Source organism: Geodermatophilus obscurus DSM 43160 (assembly GCF_000025345.1).
GTDB lineage: Bacteria > Actinomycetota > Actinomycetes > Mycobacteriales > Geodermatophilaceae > Geodermatophilus > Geodermatophilus obscurus.
The window spans coordinates 828,607-845,464 of sequence record NC_013757.1; the positions used below are offsets into that span (position 1 = coordinate 828,607).

The window sequence follows — 16,858 nt, forward strand, 5'->3', positions numbered from 1 at the left end:
CGCGGTGTCACAGCGACGCGCGGACGGCCTGGGCCCAGCCCTCGCCCATGGGCGCGTCGGTCACCGTCACGTTGGGGACGGCGGCCAGCAGGTCGGCCATCCCGTCGACCGTGGCCCCGTTCGCGGTGATCCACAGCCGGTCGACCGCCGGCGCCATCTCCAGGTCGCTGACGCTGTCGCCGATGGCCACCGCGTCGGCCGGGGTCAGGCCGCGGCGCTCGAGGTCCCAGGCGATGGCCGCGCCCTTGGAGATGCCGCGCGGCATCAGGTGGTAGACCCGCGGCGGCAGCCCCTCGGGCGCCAGCGTCATGCGGGACGTCACCGGGATGGCCCCGTTGTCCTTGAGCGTCAGCCAGCCCGCCCCCCGCTCGACCAGCTCGGCGTCGACGGCCAGCGGGTCGACCCGGCCGCGCAGCAGCGCGTCGGTGAGGTGGGTGGCGTGCCAGGGAGCGTGCCACTCCAGCCGGCCGGCGTGGCGGGCCAGCAGGTCCTCGACGAGGCCCAGCTCGGCCATCACCTCCCTCGGCGCCCGGCCGGCGTACTCCTCGGGCAGCGCGCCGGTCAGCCGGTGCACGCCGCGGCCGCCGTTCCAGCTGACCACCGAGCCCAGCTCGGCGATGGCGCCGTCGGCAGCGAAGATGCGCGCGGCCTCCACCACCTGATCGAAGGTGCGCCCGCTGACCAGGACCAGCGCGACGCCGGCGCGGTGCAGGTCGTGCAGTGCGGTGGCCGGGTCGGCGGTGAGGTCGCGGGCGGCGGTGTGCCAGAAGGAGCCGCGCGGGCCGACCATCGTGCCGTCGAGGTCGGTGTAGACGACGCGCGTGCTCACCGGCCCATCCTGGCCCGGCCCGCTGCGACGCCCGCGACGTGGGTAGAGTCCTGGGCGTTCCACTCATCCAGAGGGGCAGAGGGACACGGCCCGACGAAGCCCCGGCAACCGCCGCACCGCGCGTCAGCGCAGCGGAAGGTGCCAATTCCGTCCCGCGCGGCTCGACGGCCCGATGCGGGGAAGATGAGGAGGTAGTCGTCGCATGACCCTGACCGCTCCCGGCTCCACCGAGACCAGCCCGGCTCTGCAGGCCGACTCCAGCGCGGGCGGCCCCGTTGCGCCGTCCCCGGCCCGCGGGCTGGTCTGTCGCAACTGCGGCGCCACCTTCGGCCTGATCGCCGAGCACGCCTGCGCCGAGTGCTTCGGCCCGCTGGAGGTCGACTACGACCCCGAGCTGATGCGGGCGGTCAGCCGCGAGCTGATCGAGTCCGGCCCGCAGAACATCTGGCGCTACGCTGCGCTGCTCCCGGTGGGTCAGGACCCGGCCGACCGCGTCACCCTCGACCCGGGCATGACGCCGCTGGTGCGCGCCGACCGCTTGGCCGCCGAGCTCGGCCTCACCGGCGGGCTGTGGGTCAAGGACGACTCGGCCAACCCCACGCACTCGTTCAAGGACCGCGTGGTCAGCCTCGCCGCCACCGCGGCCAAGCGGCTGGGCTACAGCAAGATCGCCGCCGCCTCGACCGGCAACCTGGCCAACTCGGTGGCCGCGCACGCCGCCCGCGTCGGCCTGCCCTCCTTCGTCTTCATCCCCTCGGACCTCGAGCCCGGCAAGGTCGTACAGTCCGCGGTCTACGGGCAGACGCTGGTCGCCGTCGACGGCTCCTACGACGACGTCAACCGGCTGACCAGCGAGCTCGCCGAGACCGACGAGTTCGAGGACACCGCCTTCGTCAACCAGAACGTGCGGCCCTACTACGCCGAGGGCTCCAAGACGATGGGCTACGAGATCGCCGAGCAGCTCGGCTGGCGGATCCCGGCCCAGGTCGTCATCCCGATGGCCTCGGGCTCGCTGCTCACCAAGGTGGACAAGGCGTTCCGCGAGCTGGTCGCGGCCGGCATCGTCGAGGCCACCGAGTGGCGCATCTTCGGCGCCCAGTCGGCCGGCTGCGACCCGATCGCCACCGCCTTCGACAACGGCTGGGACGTCGTCAAGCCGGTGAAGCCGACCGGCATCGCCAAGTCGCTGAACATCGGCAACCCCGCAGACGGGCCGTACGCCCTCGACGCGATCCGGCGCACCGGCGGTGCCGTCGGCCGGGTGGACGACGCCCAGATCGTGCAGGGTATCCGCGACCTGGCCCGCACCACCGGTGTCTTCGCCGAGACCGCCGGCGGCGTCACCACCGCGGTGCTGCGCCAGCTGGTCGAGGACGGCCGGCTGGACCCGGCGGAGGAGACCGTCATCCTGAACACCGGGGAGGGCTTGAAGACCCTCGACCCGCTGGAGCCGGTCGTCGGGCCGACCCACCGGGTGTCGCCGTCGCTGTCGTCGGTCCGGGCGGCCGGTCTCATCGGGTGACCCCCTCGGGTGGGTGCAGCCCCCGGTTCCGGGGCGGCGACCTCCCCCTATCCGGTGTGCCGTGTGCGTGAGCCGGGTCTCACCAGGCGTTTCGTGCTGTACGTTCTCCCGCGGTTCGGTTCCACGTTCGTGTTCGACGGGCGGAAGAGCTCGACCCGGCCTCCCCGGTCGGTGGGGAGGTCGTCCGCACGCACGAAACGTGGGAGCACACGTGGCACAGGGCACCGTGAAGTGGTTCAACGCCGAGAAGGGCTTCGGCTTCATCGCCGTCGACGGCGGCCAGGACGTCTTCGTCCACTACTCGGCCATCCAGATGGACGGCTACAAGAGCCTCGACGAGGGCCAGCGGGTCACCTTCGAGGTCGTGCAGGGCGAGAAGGGCCCCCAGGCCGACGCCGTGCGCAGCGCCTGACCTGAGTCGGCCGGAGGCCCGGTCCCCCGTGGGGGGCCGGGCCTCCGTCGTGTCCGGCGGGTCACGTCTCGTCGCGCCCCGTGACAGGGCGGCTCGGCACGCCGTCGGCCGGTCCGCGGGAGCCGGTGCCGACGAGCTCGCGGACCGGAGGGGCGTGCCCCTCGCCCGGGCGGGCGGGAGGCTCTGCCCGGTGTGCCCGTCGGGTACCGGCCGGACGAGGAGGACTCGTGTCGCGGATCGCGATCGTCACCGGGGGCGCGTCCGGGATCGGACGGGCGCTAGGGGCGGCGCTGGTGCGTCGCGGTGACGTGGTCGTCCTCGCCGACGTCGACGGGGACGCGGCGGCCGAGGTCGCCGAGCGACTGCGCGCAGCGGGACCGGGTACGGCCACGGCGGCCGCCGTCGACGTGCGGGAGGCCGACGCCGTCGCCGCGCTGGTCGACGGGACCGCGGAGCGGCACGGCCGGCTGGACCTGCTGTTCAACAACGCCGGGCTCGGGATCGGCGGGCCGGCGGAGGAGCTGACCCTGGCGCACTGGGCCCGGACCCTCGACGTCAACCTTCGGGGCGTGGTGCACGGGTGCCAGGCCGCCTACCCCCTGATGCTGCGTCAGGGGCACGGCCACATCGTCAACACCGCGTCGCTGGCCGGTCTGCTCCCGATGCCCGGTTCGGCTCCCTACGCGACGACGAAGTGGGCGGTGGTCGGCCTGTCCCTGAGCCTCCGTGCGGAGGGCGCTGCGCGGGGGGTGCGGGTGAGCGTGGTCTGTCCCGGTGGTGTCGACACCCCGATCCTCGACAAGGGGATCCCCGCGGACCTGCCGCGGGTGCCCGGCATCGAGGCCATCGACGCTCGCGAGGTGGTCACCCGGTTCAGCGGTGGACGGCTGTACAGCGCCGATGCCCTGGCCGCCGACGTCCTCCGCGAGATCGACCGCAACCGGCCGGTCATCGTGGCGCCGCGCCAGGCCCGCGTGATGTGGCGGCTCATGCGCCTGTCCCCGTCGCTGGTGCTGCGGGTCCTGGCCGCCGTGGCGGCCCGTCGTCCCGAGGGCGCCACGGCAGGCAGGGGACCGGTGCCCGTGCCGACCGCTGAGGTCTCCGGCGGGACCCCGCCCCGCTGAGCCCCAGGCACTCCCCGTTCGCGCCTGGGTCGTCCCCGGCCCCGGAACACCGGCCGCCGTCCCCCCGTTCTTGCACTCGGCAGGGGCGAGTGCCAGACTCGGGCTGGCACTCGACAGTGCCGAGTGCCAATCAGGTCGGAACGGTGAGGCACTGGTGTGCGGGCCGACGGAGTGCCCGCGCCACCGGTGTCGTCCGTCGCGGGCGCCGGTCCCGGCCGTGCAGCGATCCATGCATGGAGGACATCACCACATGGCCAAGATGATCGCCTTCGAGGAAGAGGCTCGCCGCGGCCTCGAGCGGGGCATGAACACCCTCGCCGACGCCGTCAAGGTGACCCTCGGTCCCAAGGGCCGCAACGTCGTCCTCGAGAAGAAGTGGGGCGCGCCCACCATCACCAACGATGGTGTGAGCATCGCCAAGGAGATCGAGCTCGAGGACCCGTGGGAGAAGATCGGCGCCGAGCTCGTCAAGGAGGTCGCGAAGAAGACCGACGACGTCGCCGGTGACGGCACCACCACCGCCACCGTGCTCGCCCAGGCGCTCGTCCGCGAGGGTCTGCGCAACGTCGCCGCCGGCGCCAACCCGATGGCCCTGAAGAAGGGCATCGAGAAGGCCGTCGAGTCGGTCACCGAGTACCTCCTCTCGACCGCCAAGGACGTCGAGACCAAGGAGCAGATCGCCGCCACCGCGTCGATCTCCGCCGCCGACACCGCCATCGGTGAGCTCATCGCCGAGGCGATGGACAAGGTCGGCAAGGAAGGCGTCATCACCGTCGAGGAGAGCAACACCTTCGGCCTGGAGCTCGAGCTCACCGAGGGCATGCGCTTCGACAAGGGCTACATCTCGCCCTACTTCGTCACCGACGCCGAGCGCATGGAGGCCGTCCTCGACGACCCGTACGTGCTCGTCGTCAACAGCAAGATCAGCTCGGTCAAGGACCTGCTCCCGCTGCTGGAGAAGGTCATGCAGTCGGGCAAGCCGCTGGCCATCATCGCCGAGGACGTCGAGGGCGAGGCCCTGGCGACCCTGGTCGTGAACAAGATCCGCGGGACCTTCAAGTCCGTCGCGGTCAAGGCCCCCGGCTTCGGCGACCGCCGCAAGGCCATGCTGGCCGACATCGCCATCCTCACCGGTGGCCAGGTCATCAGCGAGGAGGTCGGCCTCAAGCTCGACACCGCCGACGTCTCCCTGCTGGGCCGCGCCCGCAAGGTCGTCGTCACCAAGGACGAGACGACGATCGTCGAGGGCGCCGGTGACAGCGACCAGATCGCCGGCCGGGTGAACCAGATCCGCGCCGAGATCGAGAAGTCGGACTCCGACTACGACCGCGAGAAGCTGCAGGAGCGCCTGGCCAAGCTGGCCGGTGGCGTCGCCGTCATCAAGGCCGGTGCCGCGACCGAGGTCGAGCTCAAGGAGCGCAAGCACCGCATCGAGGACGCGGTGCGCAACGCGAAGGCCGCCGTCGAGGAGGGCATCGTCGCCGGTGGTGGCGTCGCCCTGGCGCAGGCCACCGCCGTCGCGTTCGACAAGCTCGAGCTCGAGGGCGACGAGGCCACCGGTGCCAACATCGTGCGCGTCGCGCTCGAGGCGCCGCTGAAGCAGATCGCGATCAACGCCGGCCTCGAGGGCGGCGTCGTCGCGGAGAAGGTCCGCAACTCCGACACCGGCTGGGGCCTCAACGCCGCCACCGGCGAGTACGTGGACCTGGTCGCGGCCGGCATCATCGACCCCGCCAAGGTGACCCGCTCGGCGCTGCAGAACGCCGCCTCCATCGCGGCGCTCTTCCTCACCACCGAGGCCGTCATCGCCGACAAGCCGGAGAAGAACGCCCCGGCCATGCCGGGCGGCGACGGCGGCATGGGCGGCATGGACTTCTGAGTCCGGCCACACGCCGAGCAGCTGCGCTGACCACGGTTCGGCGTACGGCTCGGTAGCACCAGCACTGCCCGGCAGGGGCGGTCCGCTTCCCGGCGGGCCGCCCCTGTCGGCGTTCGCGGGGCGGGCGCCCCGGCGAGATCGCCGATCCCGCACGGACCCGGCCCCGCAGGTGTGCGGGATCGCCGATCTCGCCGGTGAGGGGGACGGGTGGTCCTCCTCAGTCCCGGCGTCCGTCGCCCAGCAGCCAGCCGCATGGCTCGGCCAGCGCCTCGGCCTCCACCGGGCCCCAGGAGCCGGGTGCGTAGCGGTGCACCTGCGGTGGCCGCTGCTGCAGCGGGGCGAACGCCTGCCAGGCGTGCGCCAGCCCCTCGCTGCTGGTGAACAGCGACCGGTCGCCCACGAGCACGTCGTGCAGCAGGGAGACGTAGGGCGGCAGTGGCGTCCCGCCGGGGACGTCGGAGAGCTGCAGCGTCGCCGTCGCCGTGGCGAGGTCGAGGTCGGGGCCGGGTTCCTTGGCGACGACCTGCAGGTCCACCGCGCCGGACCCCGACAGCGACAGCGACAGCACGTTGCCGTGCCCCGGGATGTCGGTCACCGGACCGTCCGGACGGCGCAGCAGCAGGCTCACCCGCTCCTCGCTCGCGGCCATCCGCTTGCCGGTCCGCAGCACGAACGGGACGCCGCGCCAGCGGTCGCTGTCGACCCACAGCCGCGCGGCGACGTAGGTGTCGGTCTGCGAGTCGTCGGCCACGCCCTCGATGTCGGTGTAGCCGTCGAACTGGCCGAGCACCACCTCGTCCGGGTCGAGGGGACGGAAGGCGGCGAGCACCCCCTCGCGGGCGGCCTGCAGGTCGGCGGGGGAGAAGCTGGCCGGCGGCTCCATCGCCACCTCGGCGGCCACCTGGAACAGGTGGGTGACCAGCATGTCGAGGGCAGCGCCGGTGGCGTCGTAGAACTCCGCGCGGTCGGCGACGTCCAGGTCCTCCGGGACGTCGATCTGCACCTGCGCCACGTGGTCGCGGTGCCACACGTGCTCGAACAGCGCGTTGGCGAAGCGGAGCACGTGCAGGTCCTGGGTGCCCTCCTTGCCCAGGAAGTGGTCGATGCGGAAGACCTGCTCCTCGTCGAGCACCGACAGCACGAGCTCGTCGAGCTCGCGGAAGCTCTCCGGCGAGGTGCCGTAGGGCTTCTCGTAGACCACCCGGGCGCCCTCGGTCAGCCCGTGCTGCGGCAGCGCGCGGGTCAGCTTGTCGAAGGCCGACGGGGGGACGGCGAGGTAGTGGACCAGCTGTGGGTCCCCGCCGAGCTCCTCGCGGACCTCGCCGAGGACGTCGAGCAGGCTGCCGGGGTCGGACTCCTCGAAGCCGCCACCGGCGAAGCGCAGCCGGGCGGCGAACCCCTCCCACAGGCCCTGGTCGGGGTGCGGCCCGAACTCGGTGAGCGCGTCGCGGACCCGCCCGGCGAAGTCCTCGTGGGAGACGTCGCCGCGGCCGTTGCCGACCAGCCGCCAGTCCTCCGGCAGCAGCCCCCGCTGGGCGAGCTCGAAGAAGGCCGGCAGCACCATCCGGCGGGCCAGGTCGCCCGTGGCGCCGAAGAGGACGAAGACGGTCGGGGGGAGGTCGGTCACGCGCGTCCTGTGCCCGCGCCACAGCGGGCTCACGCGTGCAGGCCGAGGGCCCGCCCCCGCGTGCGCGGGAACGGGCCCTCGGTCCGTCCGGTCGCCGTCAGGGCCGGGGACGTGCCCCGGCCCTGACGCCGGTTCAGCGCGTCCGCGTCATCAGGGCGACCGTGCGGGCACCCGAGTCCGAGGTGACGTTGATCCGGTTGCTGGTCGGCAGGGTCGGACCGTTCCGGAGATCGACCGTCCAGGTGCCGTCGGCCGCGACCGGGACGTTGAGCTGGATGGTCGTCCCCGACCCGGCGACGTCACCGAGCCGGATGTGCACCCGGTTCGCCGTCGAGTCCTGCGCGGTACCGGAGATCTTGTACTCGCGCCGGTCGGCCCGGAACTGCGCCCGGGTGACCGTGACGACGTCGGTCGGCGTGACCGTGTTGTCGACGGTCGCGGGCACCGTGCCCCTCGTGGTCGTGGTACCGCTCTTGGCGACCACGGTGAGCGTGTACTCCACCTTGTTCCTGAGCCCGCTCACCGTGCCGGTCGTGCCGGTCGCCGCGACGGTGACGGGGGCCTGCCCGTCGGCCGGGGTGGCGACCAGGTCGTAGCCGGACACCGGGCTGGCCGGGTTGCCGGGCGCCGCCGCCGTCCACTCCGCTGCGATGCTCTCGTGACCGGGGACGACCCGGGTCAGGTTGAACGCCGCGGGGGCCACCGCCCTCAGCGTCGAGACCGTGGCCGTGGAGGCCGGGCCCTCGCCGTTGGCGTTCGAGGCGGCCACCGAGACGGTGTAGGTCGCGCCCGAGGTCAGGCCGGTGAGCGTGGCCGTGGTCGCCGGAGCGGCGATCGTCACCGGAGCGGGGACGGCGGCGGCCGTGTCGGCCGAGGTCGCGGTCACCGTGTAGCCGGTCGCACCGGCGGTGGCGGTCCAGCTCACGTCGGCGCTGTCCAGCGACGCACTGGTGGCGGCCAGGCCCGCCGGGGCTCCGGGGGCCGTGGCCGGGTCCGGGCCCGGGTCGGTCCCGCCGCCGGGAGGCGTGGTGGTGCCGCCGGTGCCGGAGCCGACGACCACCGTCCCGAGCGACTGCGCAGCCGACCACCGGCCGTTGTAGGCCTCGATCGTGATCTCGTAGGTGGCACCGGCCTCGAGACCGTCGAGGGAGACGCTGGTACCGCCGGTGCGCTCAGCGGTCTCCTGCTCGGCGTGGGCACCACCGATCGCCGCGACCCGGTAGCCGGTGACCGGCGAGCCGTCGGCGGGCTGAGCCGGCGTCTCCCAGGCGACCTCCACCGAGGTCGAGCCCGTGGCGGACGACAGCTGGGCCGTCGTCGGCGCCGTCGGCACCTGGCCGTCCGGGCTCGGCGGGCAGCCGCCCATCCCCGGGCCGGGGATCTCCTCGAACTCGTTCTGGGTCAGGCCGAGCGCCGGCTCCTCGCCCGCCATCCACGCCGCGAAGACATGGTCACCCTCGAGCACGCGGTCGTAGTCGGCCTTGGTGAAGAGGGTGTAGGTGCCCACGATGGTGCGGGTGGCGGGGTCGGCCGTGGCGGTGGCCTCCCACAGTCCGGGCTCGCCGTTGGGGTGCTCGGCGTCCGGGACCAGGCTGATGCCCATGGCCCGGTTGTCGGACAGGCCCGGGTCCTCGCCGGGCGGGGTCTTGTCGTCGTCGTTCTCCGGGTTGACCGTCTCGATGTTGAACCGGGCCGGGTCGAACCACGGGTCCGCGGGGTCGTAGGTGCCCGTGATCGTGACCGTCCCGGTCCCGCGCACCCGGTTCTCCGGGTCGGTCGGGAGGTTCCCGGTCGCGGTGAAGCCGCTGCCGACGACCTCGGTGACCGTGGGGGAGGCCGTGATCGCGGAGTCCGTGAACGCCTCCCCGCTGAACGAGACCCTGACCTCGTCACCCGGCTTGATGGTGGGCGTGACCCCGATCCAGCACTCGCCGCCGGGGTGGTTGAACTCGAGGAAGCCGGTGGCGTCCAGCGTCCCCACGCCGATGCCGATCGTCGCGCCCCCGCGGAGCACCTCGACGGTGGCCTCCTGCCCGGCCTGGGCGGTGTAGCCCTCCAGGGCCACCATGCTCCGCTTGTTGAAGATCTCGATGTTGCCGGGTCCCGCCGGCGGGGTGCCGGCCTGGGCCATGGTCGCGAAGGTCACGAGGCTCCCGGTGGCCGTCAGGGCCGCCAGACCGCCGGCGATCAGTCGCTTGGGGGATCGGGACGCTCGCGACGCGGGGGCACCCACAGCTGCGTGCCCACCCCCGCGACCGCCGTGCTGGGTCGGTCGTGTCCTCGTCATCGCCTACTCCGCAGTCGCGCCGGGCCACACCCGCCGTGGGCCGGTCTCGTGGGGGTCACGGTCGTCGCGCGCCGGCGCGCCCGGCAGCCGAGCGGAGGGGGAGCGGATCCCCCCAATCCGGGGGCGCGGCGGGTCCGCGTCATCGGCGGCCGGAGGGGGTAGGCGGCTGCCGTGGCGGTGGTCATCGGGACGTCGGGCTGGCAGTACCGCGACTGGCGCGGCCGCTTCTACCCGCAGCGGCTGCCCCAGCGGCTGTGGCTGGAGCACCACGCGGCGCACTTCGCCACGGTCGAGAGCAACAACGCCTTCTACCGGCTGCCGGAGCGGACGACCTTCGAGGCCTGGCGGGCCCGCACCCCGCCGGACTTCCGCTGGGCGGTCAAGGCCAGCCGGTTCCTCACCCACGTCAAGCGGCTGCGCGACCCCGAGGAGCCGGTCGCCCGGCTGGTGGAGCGGGTGGCCGGCCTCGGCGACCGGCTCGACGCCGTCCTGCTGCAGCTGCCGCCCACGCTCAAGGCCGACGCCGGCCTGCTCCGCGACTGCCTGGCGCAGTTCCCGGCCGGCACCCGCGTCGCCGTCGAGCCGCGGCACGACTCCTGGTGGACCGACGAGGTCCGGGCGCTGCTCGAGCGCCACGACGCGGCGCTGTGCTGGGCCGACCGGGCCGAGCAGCCGGTCGCGCCGCTGTGGCGCACCGCCGGCTGGGGCTACCTCCGGCTGCACACCGGCGCGGAGGGCTGGGCCTACCGCCCGGAGACCCTGCAGGTGTGGGCCGAGCGGCTGTCGGAGACCTACGGGGACTCGGACGTCCTCGTCTACCTCAACAACGACCCCGGCGGGGCGGCCGTCACCGATGCGGTGCTCTTCGCCGAGGCGGTCCGCCGCACCGGCCGGACGCCGACCCGCGTGCCGACCCCCGACCAGGCCGCCGGCCGGGCCTGGGCGCCCCCGGAGACGCCGCAGGCCGGGGTGCCGCTCGCGGGAGCGGACCCCGGCCTGCCGGAGGGGTGAGGCGTCAGTCGTCGTCGGAGCCGTGACCCCCGTCGTCAGAGCGGCTGCGCTCGGCCTCGCGCTCGGCGGCCTCGCGGGCCTGCTCCTCGGCCTCCTCGCGCGCCTCGCGCTCGGCCTCCGCGGCCTCCTCGGCCGCCTCGCGGGCTTGACGCTCGGCCTGATCGGCTGCCTTGCGGGCCTCCTTCTCGGCCTGATCGGCTGCCTTGCGGGCCTCCTTCTCGGCCTCCTCGGCCGCCTTGCGGGTCTCCCGCTCGGCCTCCCGTGCCTGCTTCTCCGCCTCGCGGGCCTGCTCGTCGGCAGCCCGCTGGGTCTCACGGGCCTGCTCCTCGGCGTCGCGCGCGGCCTCGCGGGCCTGTCGCTCCGGGGTGCCGGAGTCGTCGGTCCCCGTGGCGTCGTCGGGGGAGTCGGCGCCGGAGTCGTCGGTCCCCGTGAGGTCGTCGGGGGAGTCGGCGCCGGAGTCGTCGATCTCGGCGGCGTCCTCGGGCGAGTCGGTGCCGGGGACGTCGTCGGCGGAGTCGGCACCGGAGTCGTCGGTCCCCGTGGGAGCGGCGTCGTCGGCCGAGTCGGGCAGGTCGAACGGGGAGACCACCTCGACGGCGCCGGCGACGACGTCCTGCACCGGCGTGGGGAGGACACCGGCGGCGCCGGCACCGGTCACGCCGGCGACGGCGATGCCGAGGCCGGCCACGGCCTGGGTGACGGTGGAGGCGGCCGCCACCTTGGCGGCGAGGGCGGTGAGGCCTTCGAGGACGAACACGCGCGGCTCCGGTCGGGTCGGGGCGACCGGCCGGACGGGCGGTCGCTGTGACCATCGGCACGTCCTGCCGCGGCTTGAGGTGGACCACCCGACCGGGTGGCGTCAGTCCAGGACGTGCGGGTCCTCCCGGAACCGCACGCCGAGCTGGTCGGCCGCGCGCCCGAGCACCGACTGCACGGCGAGGGTGTCGGCCAGCGGCATCACCGCGCTCTCGGTCCGCCCGGCCCGCAGGCACTCGGTCACCTCGGCGAGTTCGTGGCTGTAGCCGGTGCCCAACGGCGGCAGCGTGATCTCCTCGGGGTCAGCGCCGGCGCGGTGCAGCACGATGGTCCGCGGGTGGTGGAAGCGGGGGAGCACGTCGATCCAGCCGGCGGTACCGAACACCCGCGCCTGACCGGGTGTCGGGTACCGCAGTGAGCTGGTGAGGGTGGCCGACCGGCCGTCGGCGTACCCCAGCAGCAGCGCGGCCTCGGCGTCGACGCCGGTGGGGAAGAGCGAGCCGGTCGCGGTGACCGTGTCCGGGGCGCCGAGCACCATCTGCGCGAACGAGACGACGTAGACGCCGACGTCGAGCAGCGCCCCGCCGCCGAGCTCGTGGGCGAACAACCGGTCGGCGGGGTCGTAGTCGCGGGCGACGCCGAGGTCGGCCTGCACCGAGCGGACCTCGCCGATCGCGCCGTCGGCCACCAGTTCCCGCAGCCGGACGACGGCCGGCTGGAACCGCGTCCACATCGCCTCCATGACGAAGACGCCGCGGTCTCGGGCCCGCTCGACCACCTCGCGTGCGCCCTCGGTCGTGGCCGTGAAGGCCTTCTCGACCAGCAGCGCCTTGCCCGCGTCGATCCCGGCGAGGGCGACCGCGTGGTGCTGGGGGTGTGGCGTGGCCACGTACAGGACGTCGACGTCCGGGTCGGCCAGGATCTCGGCGTAGGAGCCGTGAGCCCGCTCGAGCCCGTGCCGCCGCGCGAACGCCGCCGCGCGGTCGGCCGAGCGGGAGGCGACCGCGACCGGCCGGGCGCCGGGCACGTGCGCGAAGTCGGCCATCACGTTCTCCGCGATGCGGCCCGGCCCGATGACGCCCCAGCGGATCTCCTCGCTCACGGCACGACGGTAGGGCACCCCCGACCGACCTCCGGCCCGCAGGCGGCGGACACGTCCTCCGGGACGCTCGGGCTCTGCCCACCATCGCGGGCAGAGCACGACTCTGCCGGAGTGCAGCCGGGGGAGGCCGACCTCGCACCTGCGCTCCCTCCAGGACGCGGCCCACGGGCACGCCCTGGAACCGGCAGACTGTCGCCGTGGCGGTGCTGATCGACCCCCCGGTGTGGCCCTGGCGCGGACGGCGCTGGTCGCACCTGGTCAGCGACGTCTCCTACGACGAGCTGCACGCCTTCGTCACCACGGAGCTCGGCATCCCGCGGCGGGCGTTCCAGGGCGACCACTACGACGTCCCCGACGAGCTCTACGAGGTCGCGGTGGCCGCCGGCGCCGAGCCGGTCGGCGGGCGGGAGCTGCTGGCCCGGCTGGTGGGGGCGGGGCTGCGGCTCAAGAAGAGGCGCGGCGCCGTAGCAGGCTGAGCTCGGCGGCGAGGTTGGCCCGCGCCCGCGGCGTCCACTCGGCAGCGACGGCCGGCAGCCGGTACAGCGCCGGCAGCGCCAGCAGGTGCTCGAGGACGGCGGTCCGCCCCGCGGTGAACTCGGCGTCGGACAGGTGCCCGTACTCGTCGCGCACCGCCGAGGCGTAACCGGCGTAGGCCTCCGGCGGGCCGGCGAGCACCGCCAGGTCGGCGTCGCACAGCACCGCACCGTTCGCGTCGTCCGGCGCCGGGTCGTGCCCGGCGGTGAGCAGCACCAGCCGGGCCACCTCCGCCACCCGCTCCGGCGGCACCAGCCCGCGTAGGCCGGCGCGCGCCCGCTCGGCACTGACCTCCTCGTTGTCGGTGCGGCGGGGGTCGTAGACGACGTCGTGGTACCAGGCGGCCAGCCGCACCGCGTCGGGGTCGGTCGCGGCGCCGGCCAGCTCCCCCACCAGTCCGAGGACGGCGGCCAGGTGCCCGAGGTCGTGGTAGCGACGGTGCGGCTCACCCCACGCGGCGACGACGGCGGCCCACTCGGTGCGGGAGGTGGGGGAGTCGCCGGCCAGCTCCGCCCACGCCTCGAAGCCGACGAGCGTCATGCCACCCCGCAGGCGCGCAGGGTCAGCAGCGCGAGAGCCCGCGCCGCGGTGACCAGCTCGTCGACCGGCACCCGCTCCAGCGGTCCGTGCGCCAGGTGCAGGTCGCCGGGGCCGTAGTGCAGGGTCGGCACCCCGGCTGCCGCGTAGAGCCGCAGGTCGCTGCCGGCGGGGATGGCCCGCTCGGGCGGCACCCCGGCGCCGGTGTCGGCCACCGCGCGCTGGACGGCCGGTAGCAGCGGGTGCCCGTGCGGCAGCGACCCGCTGGCGAAGGCGCCGCCGGTCCAGGTCAGGCGCACCGGGTGCTCGGCCAGCCACGGGTCGGCGGCGCAGACGTCGGCCAGCCGGGCCTCGAGGGCGGCCCGCGCCGTGGCGACGTCCTCACCCAGGCGGACGCCGTAGCGGCCGTCGGCGACCAGCCGGTCGGGCACCGAGCTGGCCCAGTCCCCGGCCTGCACCCGCCCGATGTTGATGCCGTACGGGTGGGGCGCGCCGCCGAAGCGCGGGTCGGCGTCCTGCTGCCGCTCGGCCTCGAAGTCGCGCAGCCCGGCGTGCACCCGCTCGAACAGCACGACCGCGCTGACCCCGCGGTCGCGGTGGGCGGCGTGCGCGGCGTGCCCGGTGACCTCCAGCCGGAAGGTCAGGGCGCCGGCGTTGGCGGTGACGACCGCGCCGGCGGTCGGCTCGGGGATGACACACACCTCGCCGCGGTGTCCGCGCCGCAGCGTCGCCCAGGCGCCGAGGCCGCCGTCCTCCTCGCCGACGACGGCGTGCACCGCGACCGGCCGGGCCAGCCGCACCTCCGCCGCCCGGACGGCGGCCAGCGCGGCGAGAGCGGCCACGACACCGGCCTTCATGTCGCAGGCCCCGCGACCGTGGACGGCGCCGCCCTCGACCCGCGGGTCGAACGGGTCGGCCGGCCACAGGGCGCGGTCCCCGGGCGGGACGACGTCGGTGTGGCCGGAGAGGACGAGCGCCGGCAGGCCGTCCTCCGCGGCCGGGGCGGTGCCGACCACGCCCCACGCCTCGGTCCGCTCGACCTCCTGGCCGGGCGCGTCGGGGGCCGTGGCCGCGGCGGCGAGATCGATCGGCCAGCGGTCGACGGCGCAGTCCAGCTCCTCCAGCCAGTCGCCGACCAGGTGCTGGACGTCGCACTCCGCGGCCGTGCCGCTGACCGACGGGACGGCCACCAGGTCGCGCAGCCGGGAGACCGCCGAGGCCTCGTCGACGGCGGACAGCACGCGCGCCTCGACGGCGGTCAGGTCGGCCACGGGCGGAGTCTGGCACGGGTCCGGGAAGGGCCGAAGTCACCCGCCCCCGCCCGTGTGACGGCGCTCCGGCGGGGGTAGCGTCAGGAGCGTCCGGGCCGGGTGCATCGTGCCCCCGGGTGCCATTTGGTTACGCCTTCACGGACCACCGCCCCGACTCCGGTCGGGGGCCTGGAGCCGCGTTGTGCATCTCGCCGCGAGGCGGCCGTCGCCCGGTCCGGACCTTCGTGGGACTTCGGCGTGCCGTCGTGCCGCGCCGCCCTTACGGTCGATGCCGTCCAGCAAACCGGGCGATTCGGTGGGGTTCCCATGGCAGGTGCAGTGCAGCAGGGTCCCGGCACGACGACCGAGGAGCGGCACCGGCTGCCGGTCAAGACGCTCGTCTCGGCGAGCATCGGCAACGCCGTCGAGTGGTTCGACTGGACGGTCTACGCGACGTTCGTCGTCTTCTTCGCCGGCCAGTTCTTCCCGGCCGAGAACCAGGCCCTGGCACTGATCGGGGCGACCTCGACGTACGCGCTGGCCTTCTTCTTCCGGCCGTTGGGCGGCATCCTGCTCGGCCGGTTCGCCGACCTGCGCGGCCGCAAGGCCGGGATGCTGCTGACCATCCTGCTGATGGCGGGCGGCTCGATGGTGATCGCGGTCCTGCCCACGTACGAGCAGGTGGGCTGGCTGGCGCCGGTCCTGCTGCTGCTGGCGCGCATCGCGCAGGGCATGTCCCTGGGCGGTGAGGTCTCCAACGCCTCGGCCTACCTGGGTGAGATCGCCCCGCCGGCCCACCGCGGCCGGTACTCGTCGTTCTTCTACATCTCCACGGGGTCGGCGCTGCTCGCCGCCTCGCTGCTCGGCGTGGTGCTGACCAGCACCCTGAGCCAGGACCAGCTGGAGTCCTGGGGCTGGCGGATCGCCTTCTTCATCGGCGGCGTGCTCGGCCTGGTCGGCATGTGGCTGCGCCGGTCGCTGGTCGAGACCGAGCAGTTCGAGGAGAACGCGGACAAGGCCCGCGCGACGAAGCACCCGCTGCTGCAGACGATCAAGCACCACCCGAAGGCCGTGGTGCAGCTGTGCGCGTTCACGCTGCTGTCGACGCTGTCGTACTACACGTTCTTCAGCGCGCTGACGCCGTTCGCGATCGCCTTCCGCGGCGCCGACAAGACCGACGTCTTCATCGCGCTGTCGATCGGCACCGCGCTGTTCGTGGCGCTCTGCTACCCGTTCGGGGCGCTGTCGGACCGGTTCGGGCGCAAGCCGCAGCTGCTGGTCTGGTCCGGTGCCATCGCCGTGCTCATCGTGCCGCTGTCGTTCCTGGTGCGGGACAACCTGTTCTCGCTGATCATCGTCTTCTGCACCGGCCTCGGGCTCTACGCGCTCATGGCCTCGATCGCCCCGGCCATCATGAGCGAGCTCTTCCCGACGGAGCTCCGGGCCATCGGCATCGGTGCCTGGTACAACCTCACCGTCGCCACGTTCGGCGGCACCGCGCCGCTGGTCATCACGTGGCTGTCGAACAACGACCGGCCGCTGTGGTTCTTCTGGTACGTGGCGATCGCCGCGGCCGTCGCGTTCGCCGTCATCCTCACCCTGCGGGAGACCAAGGGCACCGAGCTGCGCTGAGGACCGCCTGAGGGGCCTCAGCCGGTCCCGGGGGCCGCAGGTCTGCCCGACCGCCCGATGCCGGGGGTTCCCCTCAGCACGACCGTCGTCGTCATCGACACCGACGACAGGAGACGGTCGTGACCTACCCCGACCCCGGACTCGAGGCCGAGCTCGCCTACCGCCGCGAGGTGCTGCAGCAGCTCGGCCGCGGCACCCGCACCCGCACCCGCCGGCACGGCTGGACCCCCCGCTGGACCCGGCGGGCGAGCTGAAGGGGGACCCCCTCCCCACCCCTCGCGGCGGCCCTCCTGCAGGGTCCCGCCGCGAGCCTGCGAGTGGTGGGGGGCAGGAGGGTCCTTCTGCCACGATCGGCA

At 74.2% G+C, this 16,858-nt stretch carries 15 protein-coding genes and 1 riboswitch; of the genes, 8 read left to right on the plus strand and 7 right to left on the minus strand.

From position 1 onward, the window contains the following. Positions 1–7 precede the first annotated feature (7 nt). Complete coding sequence (locus GOBS_RS03875; RefSeq protein WP_012946985.1) at positions 8–829, minus strand: HAD family hydrolase; 822 nt, start codon at positions 827–829, stop codon at positions 8–10. Between the two features lie 60 nt (positions 830–889). Next, positions 890–1,019: riboswitch (SAM riboswitch) on the plus strand. A gap of 12 nt (positions 1,020–1,031) precedes the next feature. Here GOBS_RS03875 and thrC point away from each other — a divergent pair. The 4 genes from thrC (at position 1,032) to groL (ending at position 5,766) form a co-directional block, all read left to right on the plus strand. Beyond that, positions 1,032–2,351, plus strand: a complete 1,320-nt coding sequence (gene thrC, locus GOBS_RS03880) for a threonine synthase (protein WP_012946986.1) — start codon at positions 1,032–1,034, stop codon at positions 2,349–2,351. Between the two features lie 211 nt (positions 2,352–2,562). Beyond that, on the plus strand, positions 2,563–2,763 hold the full coding sequence (locus tag GOBS_RS03885; protein WP_012946987.1) for a cold-shock protein: 201 nt from the start codon (positions 2,563–2,565) through the stop codon (positions 2,761–2,763). Positions 2,764–2,990: 227 nt separating this feature from the next. After that, on the plus strand, positions 2,991–3,887 hold the full coding sequence (locus GOBS_RS03890; RefSeq protein ID WP_012946988.1) for an SDR family NAD(P)-dependent oxidoreductase: 897 nt from the start codon (positions 2,991–2,993) through the stop codon (positions 3,885–3,887). 250 nt (positions 3,888–4,137) lie between these two features. Beyond that, positions 4,138–5,766, plus strand: coding sequence for a chaperonin GroEL (gene groL, locus GOBS_RS03895; protein WP_012946989.1), 1,629 nt, complete (start codon positions 4,138–4,140; stop codon positions 5,764–5,766). A 217-nt stretch (positions 5,767–5,983) separates the two neighbouring features. On the opposite strand, the gene GOBS_RS03900 is transcribed toward groL, so the two are convergent. Together GOBS_RS03900 and GOBS_RS03905 are read right to left on the minus strand one after the other, a co-directional pair. Next, complete coding sequence (locus GOBS_RS03900) at positions 5,984–7,393, minus strand: glucose-6-phosphate dehydrogenase (RefSeq protein ID WP_012946990.1); 1,410 nt, start codon at positions 7,391–7,393, stop codon at positions 5,984–5,986. 133 nt (positions 7,394–7,526) lie between these two features. Further along, positions 7,527–9,539, minus strand: coding sequence for a fibronectin type III domain-containing protein (locus GOBS_RS03905; protein ID WP_041241326.1), 2,013 nt, complete (start codon positions 9,537–9,539; stop codon positions 7,527–7,529). Between the two features lie 312 nt (positions 9,540–9,851). Between GOBS_RS03905 and GOBS_RS03910 the strand changes: the two genes are divergently transcribed. Continuing rightward, complete coding sequence (locus tag GOBS_RS03910) at positions 9,852–10,691, plus strand: DUF72 domain-containing protein (protein ID WP_012946992.1); 840 nt, start codon at positions 9,852–9,854, stop codon at positions 10,689–10,691. 4 nt (positions 10,692–10,695) lie between these two features. Here the strand turns inward: GOBS_RS03910 and GOBS_RS25165 are convergent, their stop codons facing one another. Both GOBS_RS25165 and GOBS_RS03920 read right to left on the minus strand, forming a co-directional pair. After that, the gene (locus GOBS_RS25165; protein WP_012946993.1) at positions 10,696–11,448 is read right to left on the minus strand and encodes a hypothetical protein; all 753 of its coding nucleotides are present in this window, start codon (positions 11,446–11,448) and stop codon (positions 10,696–10,698) included. Positions 11,449–11,550: 102 nt separating this feature from the next. Further along, complete coding sequence (locus GOBS_RS03920; protein ID WP_041241327.1) at positions 11,551–12,549, minus strand: Gfo/Idh/MocA family protein; 999 nt, start codon at positions 12,547–12,549, stop codon at positions 11,551–11,553. A gap of 197 nt (positions 12,550–12,746) precedes the next feature. Between GOBS_RS03920 and GOBS_RS03925 the strand changes: the two genes are divergently transcribed. Then, a complete protein-coding gene (locus GOBS_RS03925) occupies positions 12,747–13,025 on the plus strand; it encodes a DUF4031 domain-containing protein (protein WP_012946995.1) in 279 nt (92 codons plus the stop codon). Here the strand turns inward: GOBS_RS03925 and GOBS_RS03930 are convergent. Then, positions 12,994–13,623, minus strand: a complete 630-nt coding sequence (locus tag GOBS_RS03930; protein ID WP_012946996.1) for an HD domain-containing protein — start codon at positions 13,621–13,623, stop codon at positions 12,994–12,996. The genes GOBS_RS03925 and GOBS_RS03930 overlap by 32 nt on opposite strands. Continuing rightward, positions 13,620–14,891 (minus strand): ArgE/DapE family deacylase, encoded by a 1,272-nt coding sequence (locus tag GOBS_RS03935; protein ID WP_012946997.1) that lies wholly within the window; start codon positions 14,889–14,891, stop codon positions 13,620–13,622. Before GOBS_RS03935 ends, GOBS_RS03930 begins: the two co-directional genes overlap by 4 nt. A 306-nt stretch (positions 14,892–15,197) precedes the next feature. On the opposite strand from GOBS_RS03935, the gene GOBS_RS03940 reads away from it, so the two are divergent. Beyond that, positions 15,198–16,502, plus strand: coding sequence for an MFS transporter (locus GOBS_RS03940; RefSeq protein ID WP_012946998.1), 1,305 nt, complete (start codon positions 15,198–15,200; stop codon positions 16,500–16,502). A 119-nt stretch (positions 16,503–16,621) separates the two neighbouring features. Further along, complete coding sequence (locus tag GOBS_RS29170; RefSeq protein WP_012946999.1) at positions 16,622–16,756, plus strand: hypothetical protein; 135 nt, start codon at positions 16,622–16,624, stop codon at positions 16,754–16,756. The last annotated feature ends 102 nt before the right edge of the window (positions 16,757–16,858 follow it).

Bases quoted from the DNA above. Each gene is read 5' to 3' on its own strand.
- thrC (WP_012946986.1), top strand. From the start codon at position 1,032: ATGACCCTGACCGCTCCCGGCTCCACCGAGACCAGCCCGGCTCTGCAG.
- groL (WP_012946989.1), top strand. From the start codon at position 4,138: ATGGCCAAGATGATCGCCTTCGAGGAAGAGGCTCGCCGCGGCCTCGAG.
- GOBS_RS03930 (WP_012946996.1), bottom strand. From the start codon at position 13,623: ATGACGCTCGTCGGCTTCGAGGCGTGGGCGGAGCTGGCCGGCGACTCC.
- GOBS_RS03940 (WP_012946998.1), top strand. From the start codon at position 15,198: ATGGCAGGTGCAGTGCAGCAGGGTCCCGGCACGACGACCGAGGAGCGG.